Consider the following 22,083-nt stretch of genomic DNA (forward strand, 5'->3'; position numbering starts at 1 on the left):
GAGCTACTGAAAGTAAGGTTATAAAAGCGTCAATAATAGTCAATAATAATCAAACAATAAAATTATTGCCCTCTCCCAAATCAGCCTGACGACTACGGGCATCATAATATAAATCTGCCAAGGAAATCTCGAAAACCGCCTCTTTTAACTTGCGATTTAAACGCTTCCATAAAGTAACTGTTACCCAGTCTTCTGGTGAATCGGCTATGTTATCTACATTTGGTAAAGGCTCTATCTTATCACCCACTGCTGTCAAAATTTCCCCCAAAGAAATCTTTTCAGGAGAAATTGCTAGTTGATAACCCCCTTGTGAACCTCTAATGGATTTTATTAAACCAGCACGACGTATTTGAATTAATATTTTCTCTAAATAAGGTGCAGGTATATTTTGACGATTAGCAATTTTGCTAACAGATATTGGTTGATTGAGAGGACTCAGGCTTAAATCTAATAGTGCTTTCACTGCATAGTGTCCCTTTGTGGTTAATTTCATAAGTTAAGCTAAGGGTTACTGAAAAAGTGTTTAGGATAGGAAAAGAGAAAAGATAAGCATTTAACAGTTAGTAAAAAAAGAAAGTTTAAAAATTACAACTTTGTCTTTCTCTGGTGTGTTCAGGTTCTAACCATGAGTAAGCGAAGTGACTAACAGATTGTACTCCTTTTACTGAGTTTCTAATGCCTTCCATTTGAGATTCTAAAGAGGGGCGTTTGCCATCGTTTCTCCCCCAAAATCCTGCTAATACGGGTTTTACATTGCTATCTTGTGCTGAGGCTTGAGTTACCCTTTTTACTTGATCAACGATACATTTGGGACTACCACATAGAGCATAAGACATGGGATGCCATTCTATACGAGGAGAAAAACTATCCCAAGGTTGTAAACGAGAGTCAAAACCAATTTCTCCTACCACTTGATTACCGTCTGGAAAAAATACTGCTCCTGCGGGTATTCCTCTTTGTTGAACTTGGCTTGAGACAAAGTCGAGAAAATCAATGACTCCTTGGGCGGCATGGGCAACAGTAAAGTACCAAATTTCAATCTGTAAGTTACTTAAATTGTTGGGGGCGTTAGGATTTCTCCCTTGCCAAAGGGGAGTTTTTTCATCTGGGTATAGTCTTTTCATTTCTTCTATGTCATTACCATTGATTGAGCCTTTAGTAATGTATCTTTCTAATAACCATCTTCCTTGTTTATTTGTTGCCCTATTTAATAAGGTTTCTTTGGAGGCAGAGCTATAAATCCATAAATCTTTAACTTTGCCCACCACCGATTCATTGCCACTACCACGAGGATAACGAATATAGTCGAATAACACCCCATCAGGGCGACGTTGCAATATAGCTTGTAACATTTGGCTATAGTCTTGTCTTGCTTGACGATTATAGGGATCTACAAAAGCCTGTGATTGATCATGAACAAAGTCTATGCTATTTTCTCCTTTACCATTACGAGCTAATACAGAGGTGCGATCGCTTCTTTGAGCATAAACATAACCAAAATTGAGACTAAATAACCAAGCATAAATTTTTAAGCCTCTTTGTCTAGCTTTTTCTAAAGTTTCCGCATATAAATCTCTATTTTCGTACCCCGGAGCGTCTAAAACACTATCCCATGCTGTGAAATTTCCATTTTTAGGTAGTAATACTCTACCATCAAAAAATACTTCTAAATAAACGGTATTATAACCTAAATTAACAATTTGATCTAAAACGCGATCGATTGAACCAGCTTTTGCATCGCAGGGGTAAAGTCTTAACCAGATGGCTTGTTCTTTTAGCCAATGATTACGACGACAATTATTTAGTTGTTGGCTATGTTGTTGAATAATCTGTTGGTATTCTCTTTGGGCATTATTGTCTCCAGAAATTGCTTTTTCCCTTAAGTTATTTTTGATGTTGATGGAGTTTTGATCTAATTGACAATAAGTATTAGTAACTCCATAGCTAGGTAACTGAAATAAGGTTTGACTAATAAGGGAAATGAAACTGAGACTAATATTTAACCAAGAGAGTTTGCGCATTTGTTTCCGAAGGAATAGAAGGAATTAAAAATTAATAGATGTAATTATACTTTTATGAGTAAATGTTAATAACTAGGAACTAATTTAACAAAATATATTATTAATTGGATTATCTCAAAGGAGTTAAGTATTGAATATTATTTTAGACGGCTTGTCTTTCCCTGAAAATATATTTACTGTTAATGGAGTAGTTTCTAAATTTAGGAATGAATGATTATAGTTTTTCTTATCTCCTGTATTTACCAAATAAGCAGGAAAATTAGTTGTGCTAATACTTAGACGCAGAGCTGTATTTTTTTCTAATTTTATACAAGTTGGCTGTAATTTAAACTTAATCGGTTGCTCACAATTGTTTTGAATAATTCTAATATGCCCTTGGGTAAAATTATAAACTTTACCATCAGGAAATACCTGAGATAAAATTGCTGATAAGTCAAAACTGTCTTTATCACTTTGAGCAAAAATTTCTAATTCTATATCTCCAATAATTTCAAAATCTTCAGTTAAAAAGTTAGAGGTATAGGTAACAATATCACTGCGATTATCTAATTCAGATCTGTTAAAAACACCACTTGGTACAAAACTATGACCTCCTAAACTTGGAACATTTCGCCAAAAATCTTGCACAATTATATCTTGTTGAAAGTGATGAGTTTCTTGGTTATTTGCTAATAATAAACCATCATTATCTTTGATATTAGCTAATCCTGTACTTTTTAAATATAAATACTTATTTTTTCTACTGTTTAAATTATCTTTAGTTATCCATTTATTGCTACCCATTTGAAATAAAGTAATATTTTCTTTTGGTAAATAATTATTTTCAATACCTTTTAAATATTTGTCAAACCAAGCTATTTGCATTTGATCAATATTAGAATTAGCAGAGTTAGAAAATGAGCGAGAACCAAGGGTATTTCCCCAAGGAATATGACCCCAAACACCAACTATTAAGCACTGTTGAAATTTACTTTTAGTTTTCATTTCTTGATATAAATTCAGTGTACCTCGCAAATAAGCGTCAAACCAACCACCAATATGAAGCATGGGTAAATCTATATATTGAAAATAAGTTTTGGGGGAGAGTTTTTGCCAATATTCGTTATTTTCTGTATTACTTAACCATTGATAATAAAAATTACTGGGACAATATTTTCTTAAGGCTTCATCAACGGTAATAGGTATATCATAAATAGGTAGATTCCGACTGGCTAAATAAAGGGTTTTATAAGCATATAAATCTCTTTTTAAACGGGCAGTTTCTGCGGCTAATTGAATCGCCCATGCTAAGTTTAATTGATAACAAAAAGCTCCATTTTCATAAGCCCAATCGGTGTATAAATCATAGCCAATCATTGCTGGGCAAATGGTTTTTAAGGCAGGATGTTGACTAATTGCCGCATACAATTGTGTCATTCCCTGATAGGAAAAACCGTACATTCCCACATTGCCATTGCTACCCTCTAAGTTTGCTATCCAGTCAAGGGTATCGTAACCATCTTCAATTTCCGATTCAAATAACCTAAATTCTCCTTCAGAATCTCCTCTTCCTCTTATGTCTTGAATCACAACTATATAACCATGATTTGCATACCAACGAGGATGGGCATAAACTACAGTAGATGCGATCGCACGTCCGTAGGGTTGACGCATTAGTAAAACGGGCAATTTTTCTGAGGTATTGGGGCGATAAATGTCAGATACTAATTTAATGCCATTACGAGTGGAAAATGATTGAGTTGTTTTGATAATGGACATTGTTTTTTCTACCAAGCTAGTTTTTATTTCAAAGAGTAAGAATTTGGAAAATACTGAAATTTGAAAACTTTACCCTTCCTAAAATATTATGAATCAAATAGAATTGCGATATTATTCATGGGCAATATTTTTTTGCTAAGATCAAGGGTTAATAATCAATTTCAAAAAGAATAAATAATCATTGTTATGACCACTGTAGAATCAGTAACAAATTCAGATCATGGTATGGATGCTCCTAAACATGGTTTACCCGTGACTATCATTACAGGATTTTTAGGTAGCGGCAAAACAACTTTACTTAACCACATTTTACAGAATCAACAAGGTGTTAAAACCGCAGTTTTAGTTAATGAATTTGGTGAAATTGGTATTGATAATGATTTAATTATTGCCAGTGATGACTCTATGGTAGAGTTGAGCAATGGTTGTATTTGTTGTACTATTAACACCGATTTAATTGATGCAGTTTATCGGGTATTAGAAAGAGAAGAAAAAATAGATTATTTAGTCGTAGAAACTACTGGTGTAGCTGATCCTTTACCTGTAGCTTTAACTTTTTTGGGGACAGAATTAAGAGACATGACAAGGTTAGATTCTATTGTCACAGTGGTGGATAGTGAGAATTTTAGCCTTGATTTATTCAACAGTGAAGCGGCGTATAATCAAATTGCCTATGGTGATATTATTTTGCTCAACAAAACTGATTTAGTTGATTCTGCCGATGTTGATTTATTAGAAGTAAGACTTAGAGACATTAAAAAAGATGCGAGGATTTTACGTACAGCTAAATCTCAAGTGCCTTTACCTTTAATTCTTAGTGTGGGTTTATTTGAGTCTGATAAATACTATAATTCTGACAATAGCAGTCATGACCATGAACATGATCACCATCACCACGATCATGACCATCACCATCATGAGGAACATAATCACCATCACCACGATCACGATCATGACCATCATCATCATTCTGATCACTTAGAAAATGATGGTTTTGTTTCCGTATCTTTTGTTAGTGATAAGCCTTTTTATATCCGTAAATTACAAGATTTTCTTGATAATAAGTTACCTGCTAACGTTTTTCGAGCAAAAGGTGTATTATGGTTCAAAGAAAGTCCCGATCGCCACATTTTTCATTTAAGTGGTAAGCGTTTCACCATTGAAGATGATGTCTGGAAACCCAATCAAACCAAACAAAATAAATTAGTTTTTATTGGACAAGATATAGATTGCGATCGCATCTTAACTCAATTACAGCAATGTGTGGTTGATTAATTTGAACTTCAGTTGTTAATTATCAACTATTTACCTTTCTTTGCCCTTTGCCCCTTCCTTGTCTCTTGCCTTTTTTCCTTCACTCATCGATGAAAATTTATCCCGAACTCAAGTTATCTATATATGTCGAACTGAGTTAATATAACCTAATAAAAGAAAATATTTGTGTGAGGATGTTTTAAAATGGTTGTCTCTTTCTCTCGACCTCAAGGGGAGGTCAAAAACACTCATTTTCAGGCTTTACCAGCGAAATTATTTGGCACGGATGGTATTAGAGGCAAAGTAGGAGATTTATTAACAGCTAACTTAGCTTTAGAAGTAGGTTTGGCGGCGGGAAAGGTTTTTCAAGACTATCATTCTACTTCTGGGGTGGTCATTATTGGGCAAGATTCTCGTAATTCTAGTGATATGTTAAGTATGGCGATCGCATCTGGCTTAACTTCTATGGGTTTAGAGGTCTGGAATGTGGGTTTGTGTCCTACTCCCTGTGTGGCTTATTTAGCAAAAACAACGGAAGCCATTGGTGGTGTGATGATTTCTGCTAGTCATAATCCCCCTCAAGATAATGGAATTAAATTTTTTGGCGACAAAGGAACGAAGTTAGATACTATTTTAACAGGTGCGATCGAAAAGACCATTCGTCAACACGTTTCAGGAGACATTAACCTACAAGGAGGAAAATGTGGTCATATTCGCCAATATCATGATTTAACTCAAAATTACGCTTCTTTTCTGCAAGATTCTATTCCTAATCATCTCGATTTTTCAGGTATCAAAATTGTTTTAGATTTAGCATGGGGAGCATCGGTAGAGTTAGCCCCTTCAATGTTTAAGGCTTTGGGTGCAGAGGTTATCTGTTTAAATTCCCAAGCAGATGGCGATCGCATCAACGTTAACTGTGGTTCAACCCATTTAGAGCAGTTAAAACAAGCAGTAAAAGATCACCAAGCCGATATTGGTTATGCCTTTGACGGAGATGCAGATCGAGTTATGGCGGTAGATAATCAAGGGCGAGTAGTCTGTGGAGACTATATTCTTTACCTCTGGGGTAAATATTTACAGAATAAGGGTTTACTGCCCAACAACCTTTTAATTGGCACAGTTATGGCAAATTTGGGGTTTGAGATGGCATGGCAAAAATTAGGTGGAAAATTGACACGCACCGCCGTAGGAGATCAAAATGTACAAGCGGCCATGTGGGAAACAGGGGCAATGTTAGGAGGAGAACAATCTGGACATATTCTCTGTCACCATCATCATTTTTCAGGAGATGGTATTCAAACTGCCCTACAATTAACCGCCCTCGTACGTCAAGAAGGAAATTGTCTCAAATCTTTAGTTAATGATAGCTTTACTCCCTATCCTCAAGTTTTAAAGAATGTGCGGGTAGAAGACCGAGAAAAACGTCTTAATTGGCAAGATAATGATACAATTCAAAGTGCGATCGCATCTGCTGAATCAGCTATGGGTGATCAAGGGAGAGTCTTAGTAAGAGCCTCTGGCACAGAACCCTTAATTCGAGTCATGGTAGAAGCCCAAAATTGTGATTTAGTTAACTACTGGACAAATCACTTAGTTAAAGTAGTAGAAGATAATTTGGCTTAATCCATTAGACTTCTGGTAAAAATTGCGAATTTACCACCGTAAAACAGGCATCTTGCCTGTACTTCTGGAGATGTCTATTAATTAAGAAAGGGCAAGGGGTAAAGGTTAATAATTAATCGTGAATAGTTGATAATTACTCATTACATTAAAAAATATTTGCGAACAATATCTAATATCCTTTGACTAGCCTTACCATCTCCAAAAGGATTAATTGCCTCCGCCATTTGCCGATAATTATTGTCACTGTCCAATAATTCACTGCCAGAAAAAAGTATTTGCTCCGCCTTAGTTCCTATCAGTTTTGCCGTTCCAGCAATAACCGCCTCTGGTCTTTCCGTCGTTTCTCGTAAAACTAGAACAGGTTTTCCTAAACTGGGGGCTTCTTCCTGAATACCTCCCGAATCAGTTAATAGTAAAAAACAACGTTTTATTGCACCCACTAATTCTTTATAATCTAAAGGCTCTGTTAAAAACACCCTTTCATGATCACCTAATTGTTTTTGCAAAGGTTCTCTTACAATAGGGTTACGATGCAAAGGTAACAAAATTGCAGTATCAGGAAATTTAGTAAGGATTAACTTTAAACCTGAAATTATATCTTGCAAAGGTTCACCCCAATTTTCTCGGCGATGAACTGTAACTAATAAAACTCGGTATTTATTCCAATCTAAACCTTCAACATCGCAAGGAGGATTTTTTTGAGCAACAGACAATAAAGCATCAATAACAGTATTTCCCGTGTGGTGAATTTCCCCTGTTACCCCTGACTTATGTAAATTTTCCACTGCCAAAGTCGTTGGAGCAAAATGTAATTGTGCAATTTGAGATATTAAACGGCGATTTGCCTCTTCTGGAAAAGGATTATAAATGTTATCTGTACGTAAACCAGCCTCCACATGACCCACAGGTATTTGTTGATAAAATGCCGCCAAACTTGCCGCAAAAGCCGTTGTTGTATCCCCTTGAGTAATGACTAAATCAGGCTTAATGTCTTGATATATTTTTTCTAACCCTTGTAAACTGCGACAAGTAATATCTCCTAGAGTCTGTTTTGTTTGCATAATATCGAGATCAAAATCTGCATTCAAATCAAATAAGTCCATAACCTGTGCCACCATTTCTCGGTGTTGTCCAGTCAAAATCACCTTAGTATCAAAATCTTCTGTATTTTGAAAACACTTAATTACTGGTGCTAATTTGATGGCTTCGGGACGAGTGCCAAGAGTGATACAAATTGTTTTTTTGGAGAATGTCATGGATTAGTTATGAATTGATAATACTTAGTGAGAAATTACTCTGGTCTTTATTTTACTCAGATTTTGTAACCATTTTAGCTATACTTAACCTGAGTTCGGAGTTAAAAGTTAGAAGTTAAGATAAAAAAGAAATTTCCCGTAAGGATTGAATATATTTAACCCCTACCAACCCAATACCTGAAACCTGACACCTTATTTTCCTAACACCCTAATTATGGTTTAATTATGGTTGTAAATATGAACATCTCTTTGGGGAAAGGGAATATTAATGCCTTCTTCATCAAAACGTTTCTTAATGGTTTCCGTTAAATCACAGTAAGTATCCCAGTAATCAGAAGTTTTCACCCAAGGGCGTACCGCAAAATTAACACTGCTATCCGCTAATTCAAACAAATGAATAGTAAAAGCTGGATTAGCTAAAATGCGGGAATCATTACTTAAAATCTCTTTTACTAACTGTTTTGCTTTGTCTATATCGTCCCCATAACCAATGCCAACGACTAAATCAACTCGACGAATGGGTTTGAGAGAGTAGTTGATGATTTTCTCATTACGAATTTTATCATTGGGAATGATAATAGTTAAATTATCTAAAGTTTTGATAGTTGTATTAAACAAACCTACTTCTTCCACAATACCAAAACTTCCCCCTCCATCAATGAGATCACCTATTTTGAAAGGACGAAGTATAATCAGAGAAATTCCAGCCGCTAAACTAGAGAGTGAACCTTGTAACGCTAAACCAACGGTTAAACTAGCCGCACCAAAAATAGCAATAATCGATGTTACAGCTACTCCAGCTTGATTTAAAGCAATGATTATGACAAAAGAAATAAGGGCAATATAAAGAATTTTTCCGAGAAATTTAACTAAGGTTGACTCAACTTCTTTCTTGGTTAATGCTGTTTCGAGTAAATTTTTAATCCATTTTGCTACCTGTAAGCCGATAAGAAAGATAATTAAAGCTGTAAGGATTTTCAAGCCGACAGTAGTGCCTACTTCGACTAATTTGTTGATTATTTGTTCCGAAATCATGGGTTAATTTTCTAATTATGATGATTTTCTTGCTAAAAGGTTACTATTATATTCAGATATAATCAACCAAAATCATATAAACAGTAATAATAACAACAGTAAAACCATGATATAAATAAGGAAATAAACAGTAAATTATTAATAATTAGTCGGCAAAAATTATTAGTGAAAGTTAATAAAATATAAACCAATTATTTATGATTAATTGTGGCTTGTACCTAAATATAATTCTCCCACTTGAGGATTATTTAATAAATCACTTCCCTTACCTTCGATCGCATCTTTTCCACTTTCTAAAACATAACCACGATGTGCCATCATGAGAGCTTTTTTAGCATTTTGTTCTACTAAAATAATGGCTTTTCCTGCTTCATTAATAGCTTTAATTTGTTCAAAAACACTGCTTACTAAAATGGGTGACAAAGCGGCGGATGGTTCATCTAAAATTAGTAAATCAGGATCTAACATTAAAGCCCTTCCCATAGCTAACATTTGCCTTTCTCCTCCAGACAAAGTACCAGCTTTTTGCCTTGCTCTTTCTTTCAATTTGGGAAACATTGTATAGATTAAATCTTTTTGTCTCTTACTGCTTCCAGAAAGAATATAAGCCCCCATTTCTAAATTTTCTTCTATGGTTAAACTAGGAAAAACATTAACTATTTGAGGCACATAACACATCCCCAATTTAACGATTTCATTAGGTTTTAAACCTGTAATATTTTCTCCCTTAAAAATAATTTTTCCCTCATTAGGAGTTAACAAACCAAAAATGGTTTTAGCCAAAGTAGATTTTCCTGCACCATTAGGCCCAATTACCGTTACTAATTCATGGGATTCGATGCAAAAATTAATCCCTTGTAAAATGTTTAAATCTTTGATATATCCTGCGTAAACGTCCTGAACTTCTAGTAAATTTGTCATAATTAATCATGGGTAACAAGTAATAAGTTTTTTTGCCCCACTCCCTACTTCTTAACCCCTAAACTCCGAATTCCTAACTTCTAACTAAACAGGGGTTTTCTGTAATTCTGGACGCTCTTCTGCTAGAATAGCACCTTCCACAGGGCAAACTTGCAGACAGATACCACAGTCAATGCAGGTGTCAAAATCAATCCAGTACCAATCTGTACCCTTGATATTTTTACTAGGTCCTTCATGAATACAAGCAACAGGACAAGCGGAAACGCAATCTGCAATCCCTTCGCAAACGTCAGTTACAATAGTGTGTGGCAATGTTTTCTCTCCTGATTGACTATCTTTTTCTGTCGAAAATATTATACTTTAAGGTGAGTTTGTTCTGCAATTTATAATTGAGCTTAAAACATTGAGTTATTCTAGTTACAATTCTTCCCATAGTAATTCACAACAATTGAGTTTATTTGAGTCAACTTCAATTTATGAAGTGAAGAAAAAGCCCTTAAAAGCTGATTTTGTTATGAGCGAAAGTTTTTTAAATCAGTGGAAAAAGCGTATTTTAAATTATCAAGAAAGTCAAAGAAATAACAATATTAATCAAGTTAATTTAAGCGAAGAATTATCTTTAAATATAGATAATAAAAATAGTGATTTATCTATTATTGAATCCTTAGATCCTTTTAGCCTAAAAACCCATACTGATCAGTTTTATAATTTACCTGAATATGCTTTGAGTGAAAGTTGTCTTTATTTTATTTTAGATACCCATTGGAATTTGCTTTTATATGTAGGAGAAACGAAATTATCTCCTTATCACAGATGGATGAATCATGACTGTAAAAGTTACATCCAAAGCTACATAGAATTACATCGAAAATACAAGTTGCCTGTATTAATTAGAAGTGCTTTTTGTTGGGGTGTTCCTACTTCCAGAAAAGTAAGACAGTTTTTAGAAAAACAATTAATTCTAAAGTGGCGATCGCCCTTCAATAAAGAATCTTGGCAATATTGGGGACAACCTTTTAAATAATTATAAATAGAGAATTAAACAAGAAAAATAGTAGATAATTAATTTTTATAACCATAGAAATCAATACGATAATGAGCTACTTTTACCCCCGTTTTTGCTTCAATATTTTTAATTAAATCAGGGGGTAATTCTACTTGAATATCAACAATTTGGTCTGTATCAATAATGTTAAGATGACTATGCTCATCCCCTAAGTTGCTGTAAAGTCGGCTTCCATGTCTATCAACACATTCAATTATTCCATTTTGAGAAAGAATTTCTAAATTTTGGTAAACCGCAGTATAACCTATATGCTTACCCTGTTGACTTAACTTTTCGTAAATTTCCTTGGCACAGAGATGATTTTTCTCCTCCCACAACAATTCAAGAATAAAGCGTCTCTGACGGGAAATCCTTAAGCCTAATTCTTGACAACGATTTAAGGCATCTTTGAGGGAACGCATTTTTTTTGTTTCTACCCCGTGAGGTTTCATTGTTTATAACTGATGATTTTAAATGAATATTTATATTAATAATTACACTCAGTGATTATATCACTACCTGAGTTAGGAGAGTTCGCTCCGCTCGTACACTCCTTTCAGTCGTGAACGGGGTTCGGAGTTATAAAATAGGTTTCAGGTTTCGGGTGTTTTTTATTCTCAATTATCAACTATAAGCGATTCTCCTTTGTCGATTGCCCTATTAACTTTGCCCTTTTCTTAATAGGGATTTTTTCGGGTAAGATATTGATATTCTTATTAATATATTTGTTTATGAAATTAATTACTATACTAGGTTCTACAGGTTCAATTGGGACTCAAACATTGGATATAGTTAGAGACCATCCTGATAAATTTAAAGTAGTGGGATTAGCCGCAGGAAATAATATTAGTCTTTTAGCAGAACAAATTCGAGAATTTAAACCAGAAATTGTCGCCATTCGTGATAGTAATAAATTATCAGAATTAAAAGATGTTATAACTTCTGTTTCTCCTCAACCTATTCTTTTAGCAGGAGAAGAGGCGATTTGTGAGGTGGCTAGTTACGGTGAAGCTCAAAGTGTTGTAACGGGAATTGTCGGTTGTGCAGGGCTATTACCCACTATTGCGGCGATTAAAGCGAAAAAAGATATTGCCTTAGCCAACAAAGAAACCTTAATTGCTGGAGGTCCTGTTGTATTACCGTTAATTGAAAAATACGGGGTAAAATTGTTACCTGCTGACTCGGAACATTCGGCTATTTTTCAGTGTTTACAGGGTGTTCCTGAAAGAGGATTAAGACGTATTATTTTAACTGCATCTGGGGGATCATTCCGTGATTTACCTGTAGAAAAATTGGCTTCTGTGACGGTGCAAGATGCTTTAAAACATCCTAATTGGTCTATGGGTCAAAAAATTACGATTGACTCGGCTACTCTAATGAATAAAGGTTTAGAGGTTATTGAAGCACATTTTCTCTTTGGTTTAGACTATGAGAATATAGATATTGTTATTCATCCTCAAAGTATCATTCATTCTTTAATTGAATTAGAAGATACATCAGTATTAGCTCAATTAGGATGGGCGGATATGCGTTTACCTTTACTTTATGCTTTGTCGTATCCCGATCGCATCTCTACTAATTGGAAAGCCCTAGATTTAGTACAAGTAGGTAGTTTGACCTTCCGTGAACCTGATCATAATAAATATCCTTGTATGCAATTAGCCTATGAAGCAGGAAAAGCAGGAGGTTGTATGCCTGCGGTCTTAAATGCGGCAAATGAACAGGCTGTAGCGTTATTCTTACAGGAAAAAATTACTTTCTTGGATATTCCCCGTTTAATTGAATTAGTGTGCGATCGCTTCTCCAATGATAACAGACCTAATCCTAGTTTAGAGGATATTCTACACGCTGACAGTTGGGCAAGAGAGGCGGTTGTAGAACAGGTTTCTGTTTTAGCATAACCAATTAATTAGATTTCAATTAAAAATTACAAATAAATTCCTTCCTTTTCTCTCTCCTATTATCTCCCTGACATCCTACTCATTACCCATTATTGAATCATGAATTGGAATTTTTCACCACGCATTTTAATACAAGGAATTGACCAAGATTGCGCCCAAGAATATTTACAACAGTTTGATGGTCATAGAAAAGATATTGTAGCGGGTATTACTGATCAAAATTTAGATTTTACCTTTGATGAAATTCCTGTTTTTAGTTTAATTACAGATGCAATTTCTTCCGCAAAGGGAATGACCACAAGTTTAATTTTTAGTCACCCATATTTAGTATTAAATGCAGTTTATGAAGCCATTACTGCTCAAATAAAACAAATTGTTATTTATTCTGAATCAGTTCCACCTTTAGATTTGTTTAAAATTTATCAAAAAGCAAAACTAAAAGATGTCAAAATATTAGGAATTTCTCAGGGAGGAATCTTAATTCCAGAAGAGTATTATTGTGGCTTCAATTACGGTAATATTTTTCAGAAAGGAAATATCGCCATGATCAATTATGCTGATCAAATAATTGCTGTAACCATTGCACAATACTTACAAAAATTTGATTTAGGTTTTTCTAAAGTCATTAACGTAGGAAATAATCTCTTATCACAAATAGATTGGGATTTATGGTTACAAATGCTAGATGAAGATAAAAATACTGAGGTTATTTTAATAAATCTCGGAGAAATCTCTACCAAAGAAACAAAAAATTTAGCCACATCCATAGAAAAAATATCTAAGCCTGTTATCACCTATTTATTAGATAAAAATCATCTCAAATCAAAAATTAATAATAACAAAGCAAAAGTCATATCAGACCAAATTTTTAACAATCTATATACAGCTAATTCCTCGGAACTAATTCAAGAATATTTACAAAATAGTAAAGGAATTATAACCGAAGATTATCAAGCAATTAGTGAACTTTTAATTTCTCAATAAAAACCTGTTTGAAAAGTGATGATTTTGATTGTTAATCCCCCCTAATCTTTCAGGGCTGTTTCATTCTAAAATTTTCTGGTTAAGGCAGGGAATATCGGAGTTCGGAGTTCGGAGAGTTCGCTGCTCTCATGCACTCCCTTCGGTCGTGAACGGAGTTAAAAGTAATAATTATTGACAAAAAAGCTGAATAAATTGATTTTCAATGAGTTTTTCCTAAATTTAATAATTTTTTATTCCAAAATTGGCTCGATGATAACTCGAGGACGCTTTATTTTTCGATACTTTTTTCATCGAACTCAGGTAGGGAATAGGCACTCTTGCAATAGTTTTTAATGGTTTATGGTTATAAATTGATAATCTCAACATTTTTAACTACTTCTTAATCCTCAAAGCTCTAAAACCCTATATTCTTTTACTGGCAATAGTTTTAGCGTTTTTGTATTTCTACTTTGAAACAGCCCTGCCCTAATCTTTTCTTCATAAGGAGGTAAACATGATGGAAAATTTCCTTTATTAAGGGGGATTGAGGGGAATTGGAAAGATTTAATTTTTAAAAACTTAACCGATAATTTCTAAATAATCTTTTAAGCTCTTTTTCTGATTTGGTTGACGTAGTTTTTGAATAGCTTTTGCCTGAATTTGTCTAACCCTTTCCCTTGATAAATTCATAATTGAAGCAGTATCACTGAGGGAATAAATTTTGCCATTTTCAAACCCATAACGCAGTCTCAGAATTTTTTGTTCTCTTTCATTGAGTAAAGAAAGCATAGAACGTAAATCCTTTTGCATAGATACTCTCATTAAGTTTTCTTCAGGAGTTGCGGATTCTGTCTCAATTAATTCCACTAATTCAGTGTTATAGTCTTCTCCCACTTTCATTTCTAAGGATATAGAGCGAGGTATTTGATTTAAAAATTGACGTAAATCAAGGGAAGTCATATCCATTTCTTTGGCTATTTCATCCACCGTGGCGATTCTACCTAATTTTTGGGATAGTTGTCTCTGTACTTTCTTTAATTGATTTAATCTCTCAGTAATGTGAATAGGAAGACGAATAGTTCTAGCCTGAGTTGCGATCGCTCTTGTCATTCCCTGACGAATCCACCAATAAGCGTAAGTGCTGAAATGATAGCCTTTGGTATGATCAAATTTTTCGACCGCCTTTTCTAAACCGAGAGTCCCTTCTTGAATCAAGTCTAATAATTCTAACCCTCTATTTTGATATTTTTTCGCAATAGATACCACTAAACGCAAATTAGCATTAATCATTTTCTGTTTTGCTTTAATGCCATTAGCCAAAATAGTTTCTAACTCCGATACTTTAAATTGTGCTAAATTAGCCCATGTTTCCTTTCCTTCTGCAATAATCGATTCTACTGTTTTTGGAGTTAAATTGAGTTGTTGGGCGATTTTTCCCATTTTAACCGCCTCAGAGTGATTCGCTACCAAAGAATCAAATAGTGTCATGATTTCCAGATATTTGGCAAGAACTGGCAGTTCCCTATTTTTGTCTCTGATTGCCAATAAATTTTGAGAGGCTTTAATTTCTTTAGCTAAAGTAATTTCTTCTTCTTTGGTTAATAAAGGAATGCGCCCAATATCACGAAGATACAGGCGCATTAAATCACGAGAATTTATATAGGGACTATTTTGGGTTGACGGTGGAGAGTATGTCGCCCTCGAATTATGACCCGAAGATGAAGATGTCGGGGAGGTGGAAGGACGGTCTTTAAGAGGTTTAACATCAAAGTTGGTCATAATCTCTGTCCCTGTGTGATAACTACTATTTAATTTTGAGTTGTTTTAGGTACATTAAATACCCAAATCCTTACTCTCCCCCCAATATACAACAAAAAAAACTTTTTGATTCACTTTAGTCACAAAAATTAGAATTTATCTACCGAAATATTACATAAATGTAATGTATATATTTTCTGGTTTATTGCTTGTGAGTCATAGTTCATAATTTATAATTCATAATTTCTAAATATGCCCCTACAATGGATATAGAATGTCATTTTAATTATAGGTATCATAATTGTGGTAGTTACTCCAGACAAAACTATTGAATCAAATTCAGTCTCACCCGCTACAGATAGAGTAGCCGTTATTCTTATGGGATATGGAGAGGTGGAAAGTTATGATGATTTTGCCAACTATAATGAACAAGCCTTAAACCTACTTACCGCAAAGTTTGCTCCTGTGCCAACATGGTTATATCCCCCCCTTGCTAAGTTGTTGGCGATTTTTGATTTACATGAATGGAGTCATCAACACGGGAATTTTGTTTCTCCTCATAATGCTATTTTCGAGCGTCAAAGAGCAAAAATTGAGCATCAGTTGCAACATACTTGGGGAGAAAAAGTCAAAGTATTTAAGGCTTTCAACTTCTGTAAACCTCATCTACCCTATCAAGTTTTAGAACAGGTTAAAGCGGAAGGGTTCGAGAAAATTCTCATTTATCCCCTCTTAGTAGTAGATTCTATCTTCACCAGTGGAATTGCGATCGAGCAAATAAACGAGGCATTAGCACAAAAAGACAGAAAAGAAGACCATTGGGTTAAAGCCTTACGTTATATACCTTCTTTCTACAATAAATCAGATTATATCGATTTATTGGCCAAATTAGTAGAAGAAGAAATCGACGCAAAATTAGGCAATGCTTATTTACCTTCAGAAATTGGTATTGTTTTAATGAATCACGGCTGCCCTCATGAAGCAAAAGGATTTACTTCGGGTATTGATGAAAGTCAAGCATTATATGAATTGGTAAGAGAAAAACTTATTTATCGTTATCCCTTAATTTCAGTAGGTTGGCTCAACCATCAAACCCCTTTAATTAAATGGACTCAACCGAATGCAGAGTTAGCAGGAAGAAACTTGATTGAGTTAGGGGCAAAAGCTCTAATATTTATGCCCATTGGCTTTGCAACGGAAAACCATGAAACCTTGTTAGATGTGGAGCACATTATTCAAGCGTTATATGTTAAGTATCCTGACATCAATTATGTGCAGATGGAATGCGTTAACGATAATGAGGAATTTTGTGCAATGGCGGCACAATGGGTTAATCCCTTGATTGAATCCTTATTAACGGAAGAAGGAGCAGTAATTAATCCTAGTTTTGCCAAAACCCATTATCATGGTCATCATCACCACGATCATAATCATAATCATAATCATAATCATAATCACCATCATCATTAAAAATTGACGTTGTTGATTTTGGATACGATTTCTCATTTGGGTGGGGTTAGGGGGAATAGGAAATAGGCAATAGTGATAATATGGGGTAGGCAAGGGGCAAGAGGCAAACCCCTCTTGTCTTCCCTCTAAATAAGGGGGAGGGCAAAAGTGTTTAATTACCACTAACTCCGAACCCTGAAATCCGAACTCATCCACCAATTCCCTAAAATGTATATTTTACCCCTGTGGAAAAGAAAAACTGCACTTTTGGATTGTTTTCATAAATTAATTGATTACGATACCTTACAAATAAACGATTGGTAAAAGACCATTTTTCACTTAGTGGAATGGATAAGTTAGAGTCTGAGGTGATGGTATAGTTTTCTAGATCGTTTAAGGCTGGTATAATGGCTAGAATATGGTTTAATTCAGCGTTACCGAGTTTTAGACCTCGACTTTGAAGCAAAATACCTAAAGCGGGAGATAGTTGATTTCGTCTCTTTTCTCCATCAAAAAAGTCGTACTCATAAATACTTCCTAAGCCTATTTGTAAGTCAACAGAATTATTGGGAGTTTCTCCCCTCCAGAGGTTATAACCCCCTCCCAAAAGTAAGTTTCCTAAAATACTTAAGTCATCATCATCATTTTGAGATGCGAAAAAATCTTGATTAGCGGTTATTAAAGTATTAGTAAAAAAACTCCAATCTTTGTCGAAGTGATAGCGATAAACGGAGTTAATTAAACCAGTAGGACGAAATTTATTAAAAGTGCGATCGCTATCATAGCCGATAAAAGCTGTACCGTTCACAAAAATATCGCTAATTTCCCATTGTTTTTCATAGTTAACATCAAAGCCGAAGGTAGCAGTAGTTTTACGAAAAGAGTTGACATTTGCTAGTAATCCTATTTGAAATTTTGTAGGGGTTTGCTCGAAGGGAAATTCTGGTTGGGGTTGACTGATTTGAGTTTGAATTATTTGACTCTGTTGATATATATTGTTTGCTATTTCTATTTCCCCTAATTTTTCGTACTCAAGGGCAATATTTAGTAATAAAGATGCTTGTAGAGATTTATCTTTTATTTGTTTCGTTTTTTCTTTCGCTAAGTTCAAAGATGCGATCGCGTAGTGGCACTTTGTGTTCACACTTTCTCTATTATTGATTTCTCCGTAAGTTTGAGCAACTTGGGTTAAACTAACTATCTGTTGATAATTATCTGTTAATTGTAAAGATACTTGTTGTGCTTTTGCTAATATTTTTAAGGCTTTTTTCTGATTATTTTGTCTAGCATATTTAAGAGCAAGATTCGTAAGAATCATTACTTTTAATGGTGAATCATCCATAGACAAAATGCTCTTATAATTATTATCTATCGAACTGATTGTATTTAAGTCATCCGTTGCACTGATAGGTAGATTAATTCCATTAACAATTGTTAAAAGTGAACTAAGAAAAAGAGATAAATAAGCTAATGATTTTTTCACGGTATTTATATACTGAAATAATTGAAACTTCAGACATTAAAATATCATATACCGATTCTTTCTATTTGAATTGTGAGATTACTATGAATGTATGAGTCAGGATTGAGGATAAGAGCAAGAGTAAGTTTACTCCCATCCTGCTTTGGTTGAAATTAACTTTTGACTAGCTCTTTTTCTGAATTAGAGACGGAGTTACCATTATTAAAAGATTGAGAAACAAGGTTTTTCTCGCTAATTTCTCCTGTGATTAAACGAGCACCTCTACCACGAGTAAAGTAATTCCATCCCCATTGCAACATTACCAACAGTTTATTATCAAATTCAATCAGGTAATAAATATGAGCAAATACCCATACAAGCCATGCAGAAATACCAGATAATTTCACAAAACCTAAGTTAGCAACTGCATGATTATTACCAATGACGGCTAAACTACCTTTATCCATATAGCTAAAAGGTTCTATTTGCCTTCCTTTTTCTTTCGCCACAACTAACCTAGCTACATACCTACCTTCTTCCATTGCTACGGGAGCAATACCAGGTAAAGGTTTATTGTCTTGATGAGCAAAATGGGCTAAGTCTCCCACCACAAAAATATTGGGATGATTTTTGATACTGAGATCCGATTCTACTATTATTCTACCAGCTCGATCGGTTTCGGCTGAAGTGCGATCGGCAATTATTTCTGATAAACCAGATGCCTTAACCCCCGCCGCCCACAAAATAGTTCTAGCTTTGATGGTTTCTTCTTGTTCTCCATGACGAATATTGAGGGTGTTTTTATCAATATTTGTTACCATACGGTTAGTCAATACCTCAACTCCTAATTCTTCTAAAGAGGCTTGAGCTTTTGCAGATAAATCTTCGGGATAAGGGGGTAATACTCGATTCATACCTTCAATTAAGACAATTCTTGCTTTTGTCGTGTCAATTTCTTTGAAATCCTTTTTAATACTTTTATGAGCAATTTCTGCGATCGCACCTGCTAACTCAACTCCTGTAGGGCCTCCTCCAACAATGGCAAAAGTTAACCATTCTTGTTTTTCTTGAGGAGAAGATAATTTTTCAGCTTCTTCAAAAGCGAGGAAAATTTTGCGACGAATATCAAGGGCATTTTCAATACTCTTTAAACCAGGAGCATCTTGTTCCCAATGATCATTTCCGAAATAATGATGACTAACTCCAGTACCAATAACTAAATAATCATAATTTAACACCCCCTCCCTCATAATTACCTGTTTTTGTTCAGGATTAATGTCAACTACCTCATCTAAAACTACATGGGTATTTTTATTTCTCCCCACAATTAAACGCAAGGGAGAACAAATTTCTGCAGGAGATAAACTACCCGTTGCCACTTGATAAAGGAGAGGTTGAAAAAGGTGAAAATTGCGTTTGTCAATCAAAGTTACTTTTACAGGGGCATTACCTAATTCCTTGGCGGCATAAAGTCCAGCAAATCCACCGCCCACAATTACCACATGGGGCAAGGATGATCTTTTTTCTAAATTAGACATGGCTACTATGAATTTTTGTAAACGAATGTTAAATATTACTACGTTGATGAGATTTTTTCTAGCCTATCTAACTTTTTTCGATGATTCAGTGACTAAGCATACAAATAAATAAGGGTTTCTTAAAAAAACGCTGTCAGGAGAGTAGGTGTCAGGCTTTAATTACTAATTGTTAATTGCTAGGTTTTAGATTTTTTTTGATTTAAGAGGTAAGAATGCTTGATTTTGAGGAAAAAATTGCAAAATTAAGGAATCAAAGAAATTTTTATCCACCACTAATAGAAAATACAAAATGAAACTAACAGTATTGAAGCCACAAAGAGTTAACCCAATTAACCTTAAAATAGATTAGGTATTCACAAACTTTATTAAAAATTATGGCTTATTATTGGTTTAAAGCATTTCACATCATCGGCATAGTTGTATGGTTTGCAGGATTATTTTACTTAGTGCGCTTATTTGTTTACCACGCAGAAGCCCAAGAAAAACCTGAACCTGCTCAATCTATTCTCAAAAAACAATATGAGCTAATGGAAAAAAGGCTCTACAATATCATCACCACCCCCGGTATGGTTGTTACCGTGGCAATGGCTATTGGTTTAATTTCCACTGAACCAGAAATTCTCAAATCAGGATGGCTACATATAAAATTGCTTTTCGTTGCTTTATTGCTTATTTATCATTTCTGGTGCGGTAGGATTATGAAACAGTTAGAAAAAGGTGAAAATAACTGGAATGGACAGAAATTTAGAGCCTTAAATGAAGCCCCTACTTTATTATTAGTCGTAATTGTGTTGTTGGCTATCTTTAAAAATAATTTGCCTTTAGATATTACCACTTGGCTAATTGTTGGTTTAGTAGTTTTAATGGCAGCAAGTATTCAATACTATGCAAAAATTCGCCGTCAAAATGAAGAAAAATTAAATCAATCAGAAAATTTAGTTAATAGTTAATCAAATTAAAATTTTTATATTCTTAATATTTTTTTAGGTTAGAATACTAGCGATATTTACTGATTTTTTAATAAAAAATTATGTGGAAAACCCTTTTGTATTCCTCTTTATTAATCGCTAGTGCTAACTTAAGTTTATTGCCTTATTCCGCCAACGCCCAGACAGAAACCAATAATCCCCCTGCCTCAACTTATCAACCCGGTTTTTGGCAACCTGTCGCTAGAGTTAACACTGAAAAGCCCATTAGTTTAAAAATTATTAACGAGACAGGAATTGCTTTAGATTATTCTTTTACAGACGAAACTCTAACTCCCACTGTTTTAAGAGCTGATGACAATGTTACCGTAAAAAGTCTTAACCCAGAAGATTCAATATATTTAGTCATTTACCCCGACTTGAATACTCCTAACGCCTCTCGCATTAACCTTCAATATTTAGTGGAGGTAACAGAAAATAATATGATTAATTTAACGGTGAAACAGATAGAAGATGTTGGTAAAGGTAATCGTACTTTCAACTTACAGCCAACTGGAGCAATTTTTGTTTATTAAACTCAATATCTAAGACTCATATCTAATAACTTTTATAGATAAAAGTATATCAGTGTTTTATTTGAGTGATCAGATTATTCATAGAATAAAATTAGAAATTAAGGAGACAAAAGTCAAGACTCTCTAAAAGGTTAACAGACAATTGTCTCCTGATATGTGTTGTTGACTTCTAAAGATAAATTAATAGCTTAATTGAATCAGTAATTATGAAAAATAAAAGTGAGTTTATATGTGTAAATATTTTATCTGTATGAAATTTTTTCACAGCCACATGGATAACTAATGTTTATAGATGAGCCGTTATATTTTCTTGTAAATATCTATTCTTAAAATTGAGTAAAAAATTGATCTTATTTTAAATTTGTTGTAATAAATTTTGATTCCTAATTCCTTAATTCTAAAATTAATTTAATTTAATCCTAACCAGCTTAATAAACCTTGTCCACTAAAATACTCAATAGCTAAAGTGATTATAAAACCAATCATTGCGGCTCTTCCGTTTAATTTCTCAGCATAGTCATTAAAACCAAATTTAGGATCTTCCACATTAGGGGTTTTTGTTGGTTCAGGTTGATTCATGGTTTTATACTCCTTG

The 22,083-nt window shown here is 34.2% G+C and carries 20 protein-coding genes; 8 read left to right on the forward strand and 12 right to left on the reverse strand.

Features of this window, described 5'->3' with window-relative positions; genetic code table 11:
* Positions 1 to 49: 49 nt before the first annotated feature.
* The 3 genes from Dongsha4_RS06155 to Dongsha4_RS06165 all read right to left on the reverse strand — a co-directional run bounded on the left by Dongsha4_RS06155 (position 50) and on the right by Dongsha4_RS06165 (position 3,779).
* The gene (locus Dongsha4_RS06155; protein ID WP_330204833.1) at positions 50 to 493 is read right to left on the reverse strand and encodes an RrF2 family transcriptional regulator; all 444 of its coding nucleotides are present in this window, start codon (positions 491 to 493) and stop codon (positions 50 to 52) included.
* Between the two features lie 85 nt (positions 494 to 578).
* Entirely contained in the window at positions 579 to 2,021 is a 1,443-nt protein-coding gene (locus tag Dongsha4_RS06160; protein WP_330204834.1) for a family 10 glycosylhydrolase, read from the reverse strand.
* Positions 2,022 to 2,144: 123 nt separating this feature from the next.
* On the reverse strand, positions 2,145 to 3,779 hold the full coding sequence (locus Dongsha4_RS06165) for a CocE/NonD family hydrolase (RefSeq protein WP_330204835.1): 1,635 nt from the start codon (positions 3,777 to 3,779) through the stop codon (positions 2,145 to 2,147).
* A 186-nt stretch (positions 3,780 to 3,965) separates the two neighbouring features.
* On the opposite strand from Dongsha4_RS06165, the gene Dongsha4_RS06170 reads away from it, so the two are divergent.
* Both Dongsha4_RS06170 and glmM read left to right on the forward strand, forming a co-directional pair.
* The gene (locus tag Dongsha4_RS06170) at positions 3,966 to 5,054 is read left to right on the forward strand and encodes a GTP-binding protein (protein WP_330204836.1); all 1,089 of its coding nucleotides are present in this window, start codon (positions 3,966 to 3,968) and stop codon (positions 5,052 to 5,054) included.
* A 183-nt stretch (positions 5,055 to 5,237) separates the two neighbouring features.
* Positions 5,238 to 6,659, forward strand: a complete 1,422-nt coding sequence (gene glmM / locus Dongsha4_RS06175) for a phosphoglucosamine mutase (RefSeq protein ID WP_425590779.1) — start codon at positions 5,238 to 5,240, stop codon at positions 6,657 to 6,659.
* A 140-nt stretch (positions 6,660 to 6,799) separates the two neighbouring features.
* Here glmM and wecB read toward each other — a convergent pair whose 3' ends face one another.
* The 4 genes from wecB to Dongsha4_RS06195 all read right to left on the reverse strand — a co-directional run bounded on the left by wecB (position 6,800) and on the right by Dongsha4_RS06195 (position 10,183).
* The gene (gene wecB / locus Dongsha4_RS06180; protein ID WP_330204837.1) at positions 6,800 to 7,915 is read right to left on the reverse strand and encodes a non-hydrolyzing UDP-N-acetylglucosamine 2-epimerase; all 1,116 of its coding nucleotides are present in this window, start codon (positions 7,913 to 7,915) and stop codon (positions 6,800 to 6,802) included.
* Between the two features lie 219 nt (positions 7,916 to 8,134).
* A complete protein-coding gene (locus tag Dongsha4_RS06185; RefSeq protein ID WP_330204838.1) occupies positions 8,135 to 8,950 on the reverse strand; it encodes a mechanosensitive ion channel family protein in 816 nt (271 codons plus the stop codon).
* 201 nt (positions 8,951 to 9,151) lie between these two features.
* Positions 9,152 to 9,871: an ABC transporter ATP-binding protein gene (locus tag Dongsha4_RS06190; protein WP_330204839.1), complete on the reverse strand. Its 720-nt coding sequence runs from the start codon at positions 9,869 to 9,871 to the stop codon at positions 9,152 to 9,154.
* Between the two features lie 84 nt (positions 9,872 to 9,955).
* Positions 9,956 to 10,183, reverse strand: coding sequence for an indolepyruvate ferredoxin oxidoreductase subunit alpha (locus Dongsha4_RS06195; protein ID WP_041922657.1), 228 nt, complete (start codon positions 10,181 to 10,183; stop codon positions 9,956 to 9,958).
* 91 nt (positions 10,184 to 10,274) lie between these two features.
* Between Dongsha4_RS06195 and Dongsha4_RS06200 the strand changes: the two genes are divergently transcribed.
* The gene (locus tag Dongsha4_RS06200) at positions 10,275 to 10,895 is read left to right on the forward strand and encodes a hypothetical protein (RefSeq protein ID WP_330204840.1); all 621 of its coding nucleotides are present in this window, start codon (positions 10,275 to 10,277) and stop codon (positions 10,893 to 10,895) included.
* A 38-nt stretch (positions 10,896 to 10,933) separates the two neighbouring features.
* Here the strand turns inward: Dongsha4_RS06200 and Dongsha4_RS06205 are convergent, their stop codons facing one another.
* Entirely contained in the window at positions 10,934 to 11,368 is a 435-nt protein-coding gene (locus Dongsha4_RS06205; protein WP_099435395.1) for a Fur family transcriptional regulator, read from the reverse strand.
* Between the two features lie 279 nt (positions 11,369 to 11,647).
* Here Dongsha4_RS06205 and dxr point away from each other — a divergent pair, with 279 nt between their 5' ends.
* Positions 11,648 to 12,817: a 1-deoxy-D-xylulose-5-phosphate reductoisomerase gene (dxr, locus tag Dongsha4_RS06210; protein ID WP_330204841.1), complete on the forward strand. Its 1,170-nt coding sequence runs from the start codon at positions 11,648 to 11,650 to the stop codon at positions 12,815 to 12,817.
* A 99-nt stretch (positions 12,818 to 12,916) separates the two neighbouring features.
* The gene (locus tag Dongsha4_RS06215; RefSeq protein WP_330204842.1) at positions 12,917 to 13,801 is read left to right on the forward strand and encodes a hypothetical protein; all 885 of its coding nucleotides are present in this window, start codon (positions 12,917 to 12,919) and stop codon (positions 13,799 to 13,801) included.
* Positions 13,802 to 14,359: 558 nt separating this feature from the next.
* Here the strand turns inward: Dongsha4_RS06215 and Dongsha4_RS06220 are convergent.
* Positions 14,360 to 15,559: an RNA polymerase sigma factor, RpoD/SigA family gene (locus Dongsha4_RS06220; protein ID WP_330204843.1), complete on the reverse strand. Its 1,200-nt coding sequence runs from the start codon at positions 15,557 to 15,559 to the stop codon at positions 14,360 to 14,362.
* Between the two features lie 282 nt (positions 15,560 to 15,841).
* Here Dongsha4_RS06220 and Dongsha4_RS06225 point away from each other — a divergent pair, with 282 nt between their 5' ends.
* Entirely contained in the window at positions 15,842 to 17,008 is a 1,167-nt protein-coding gene (locus Dongsha4_RS06225) for a ferrochelatase (RefSeq protein WP_330204844.1), read from the forward strand.
* A gap of 202 nt (positions 17,009 to 17,210) precedes the next feature.
* On the opposite strand, the gene Dongsha4_RS06230 is transcribed toward Dongsha4_RS06225, so the two are convergent.
* The gene (locus Dongsha4_RS06230) at positions 17,211 to 18,470 is read right to left on the reverse strand and encodes a DUF481 domain-containing protein (RefSeq protein WP_330204845.1); all 1,260 of its coding nucleotides are present in this window, start codon (positions 18,468 to 18,470) and stop codon (positions 17,211 to 17,213) included.
* Positions 18,471 to 18,622: 152 nt separating this feature from the next.
* A complete protein-coding gene (locus tag Dongsha4_RS06235) occupies positions 18,623 to 19,987 on the reverse strand; it encodes an NAD(P)/FAD-dependent oxidoreductase (protein ID WP_330204846.1) in 1,365 nt (454 codons plus the stop codon).
* A 374-nt stretch (positions 19,988 to 20,361) separates the two neighbouring features.
* On the opposite strand from Dongsha4_RS06235, the gene hemJ reads away from it, so the two are divergent.
* Positions 20,362 to 20,937, forward strand: a complete 576-nt coding sequence (gene hemJ / locus Dongsha4_RS06240; RefSeq protein WP_099436221.1) for a protoporphyrinogen oxidase HemJ — start codon at positions 20,362 to 20,364, stop codon at positions 20,935 to 20,937.
* A gap of 80 nt (positions 20,938 to 21,017) precedes the next feature.
* Complete coding sequence (locus Dongsha4_RS06245) at positions 21,018 to 21,488, forward strand: hypothetical protein (protein WP_330204847.1); 471 nt, start codon at positions 21,018 to 21,020, stop codon at positions 21,486 to 21,488.
* Positions 21,489 to 21,896: 408 nt separating this feature from the next.
* Here Dongsha4_RS06245 and Dongsha4_RS06250 read toward each other — a convergent pair whose 3' ends face one another.
* The gene (locus Dongsha4_RS06250; protein WP_015219291.1) at positions 21,897 to 22,067 is read right to left on the reverse strand and encodes a hypothetical protein; all 171 of its coding nucleotides are present in this window, start codon (positions 22,065 to 22,067) and stop codon (positions 21,897 to 21,899) included.
* Between the last annotated feature and the right edge of the window lie 16 nt (positions 22,068 to 22,083).

It is taken from the genome of Cyanobacterium sp. Dongsha4 (genome assembly GCF_036345015.1).
Classification (GTDB): domain Bacteria; phylum Cyanobacteriota; class Cyanobacteriia; order Cyanobacteriales; family Cyanobacteriaceae; genus PCC-10605.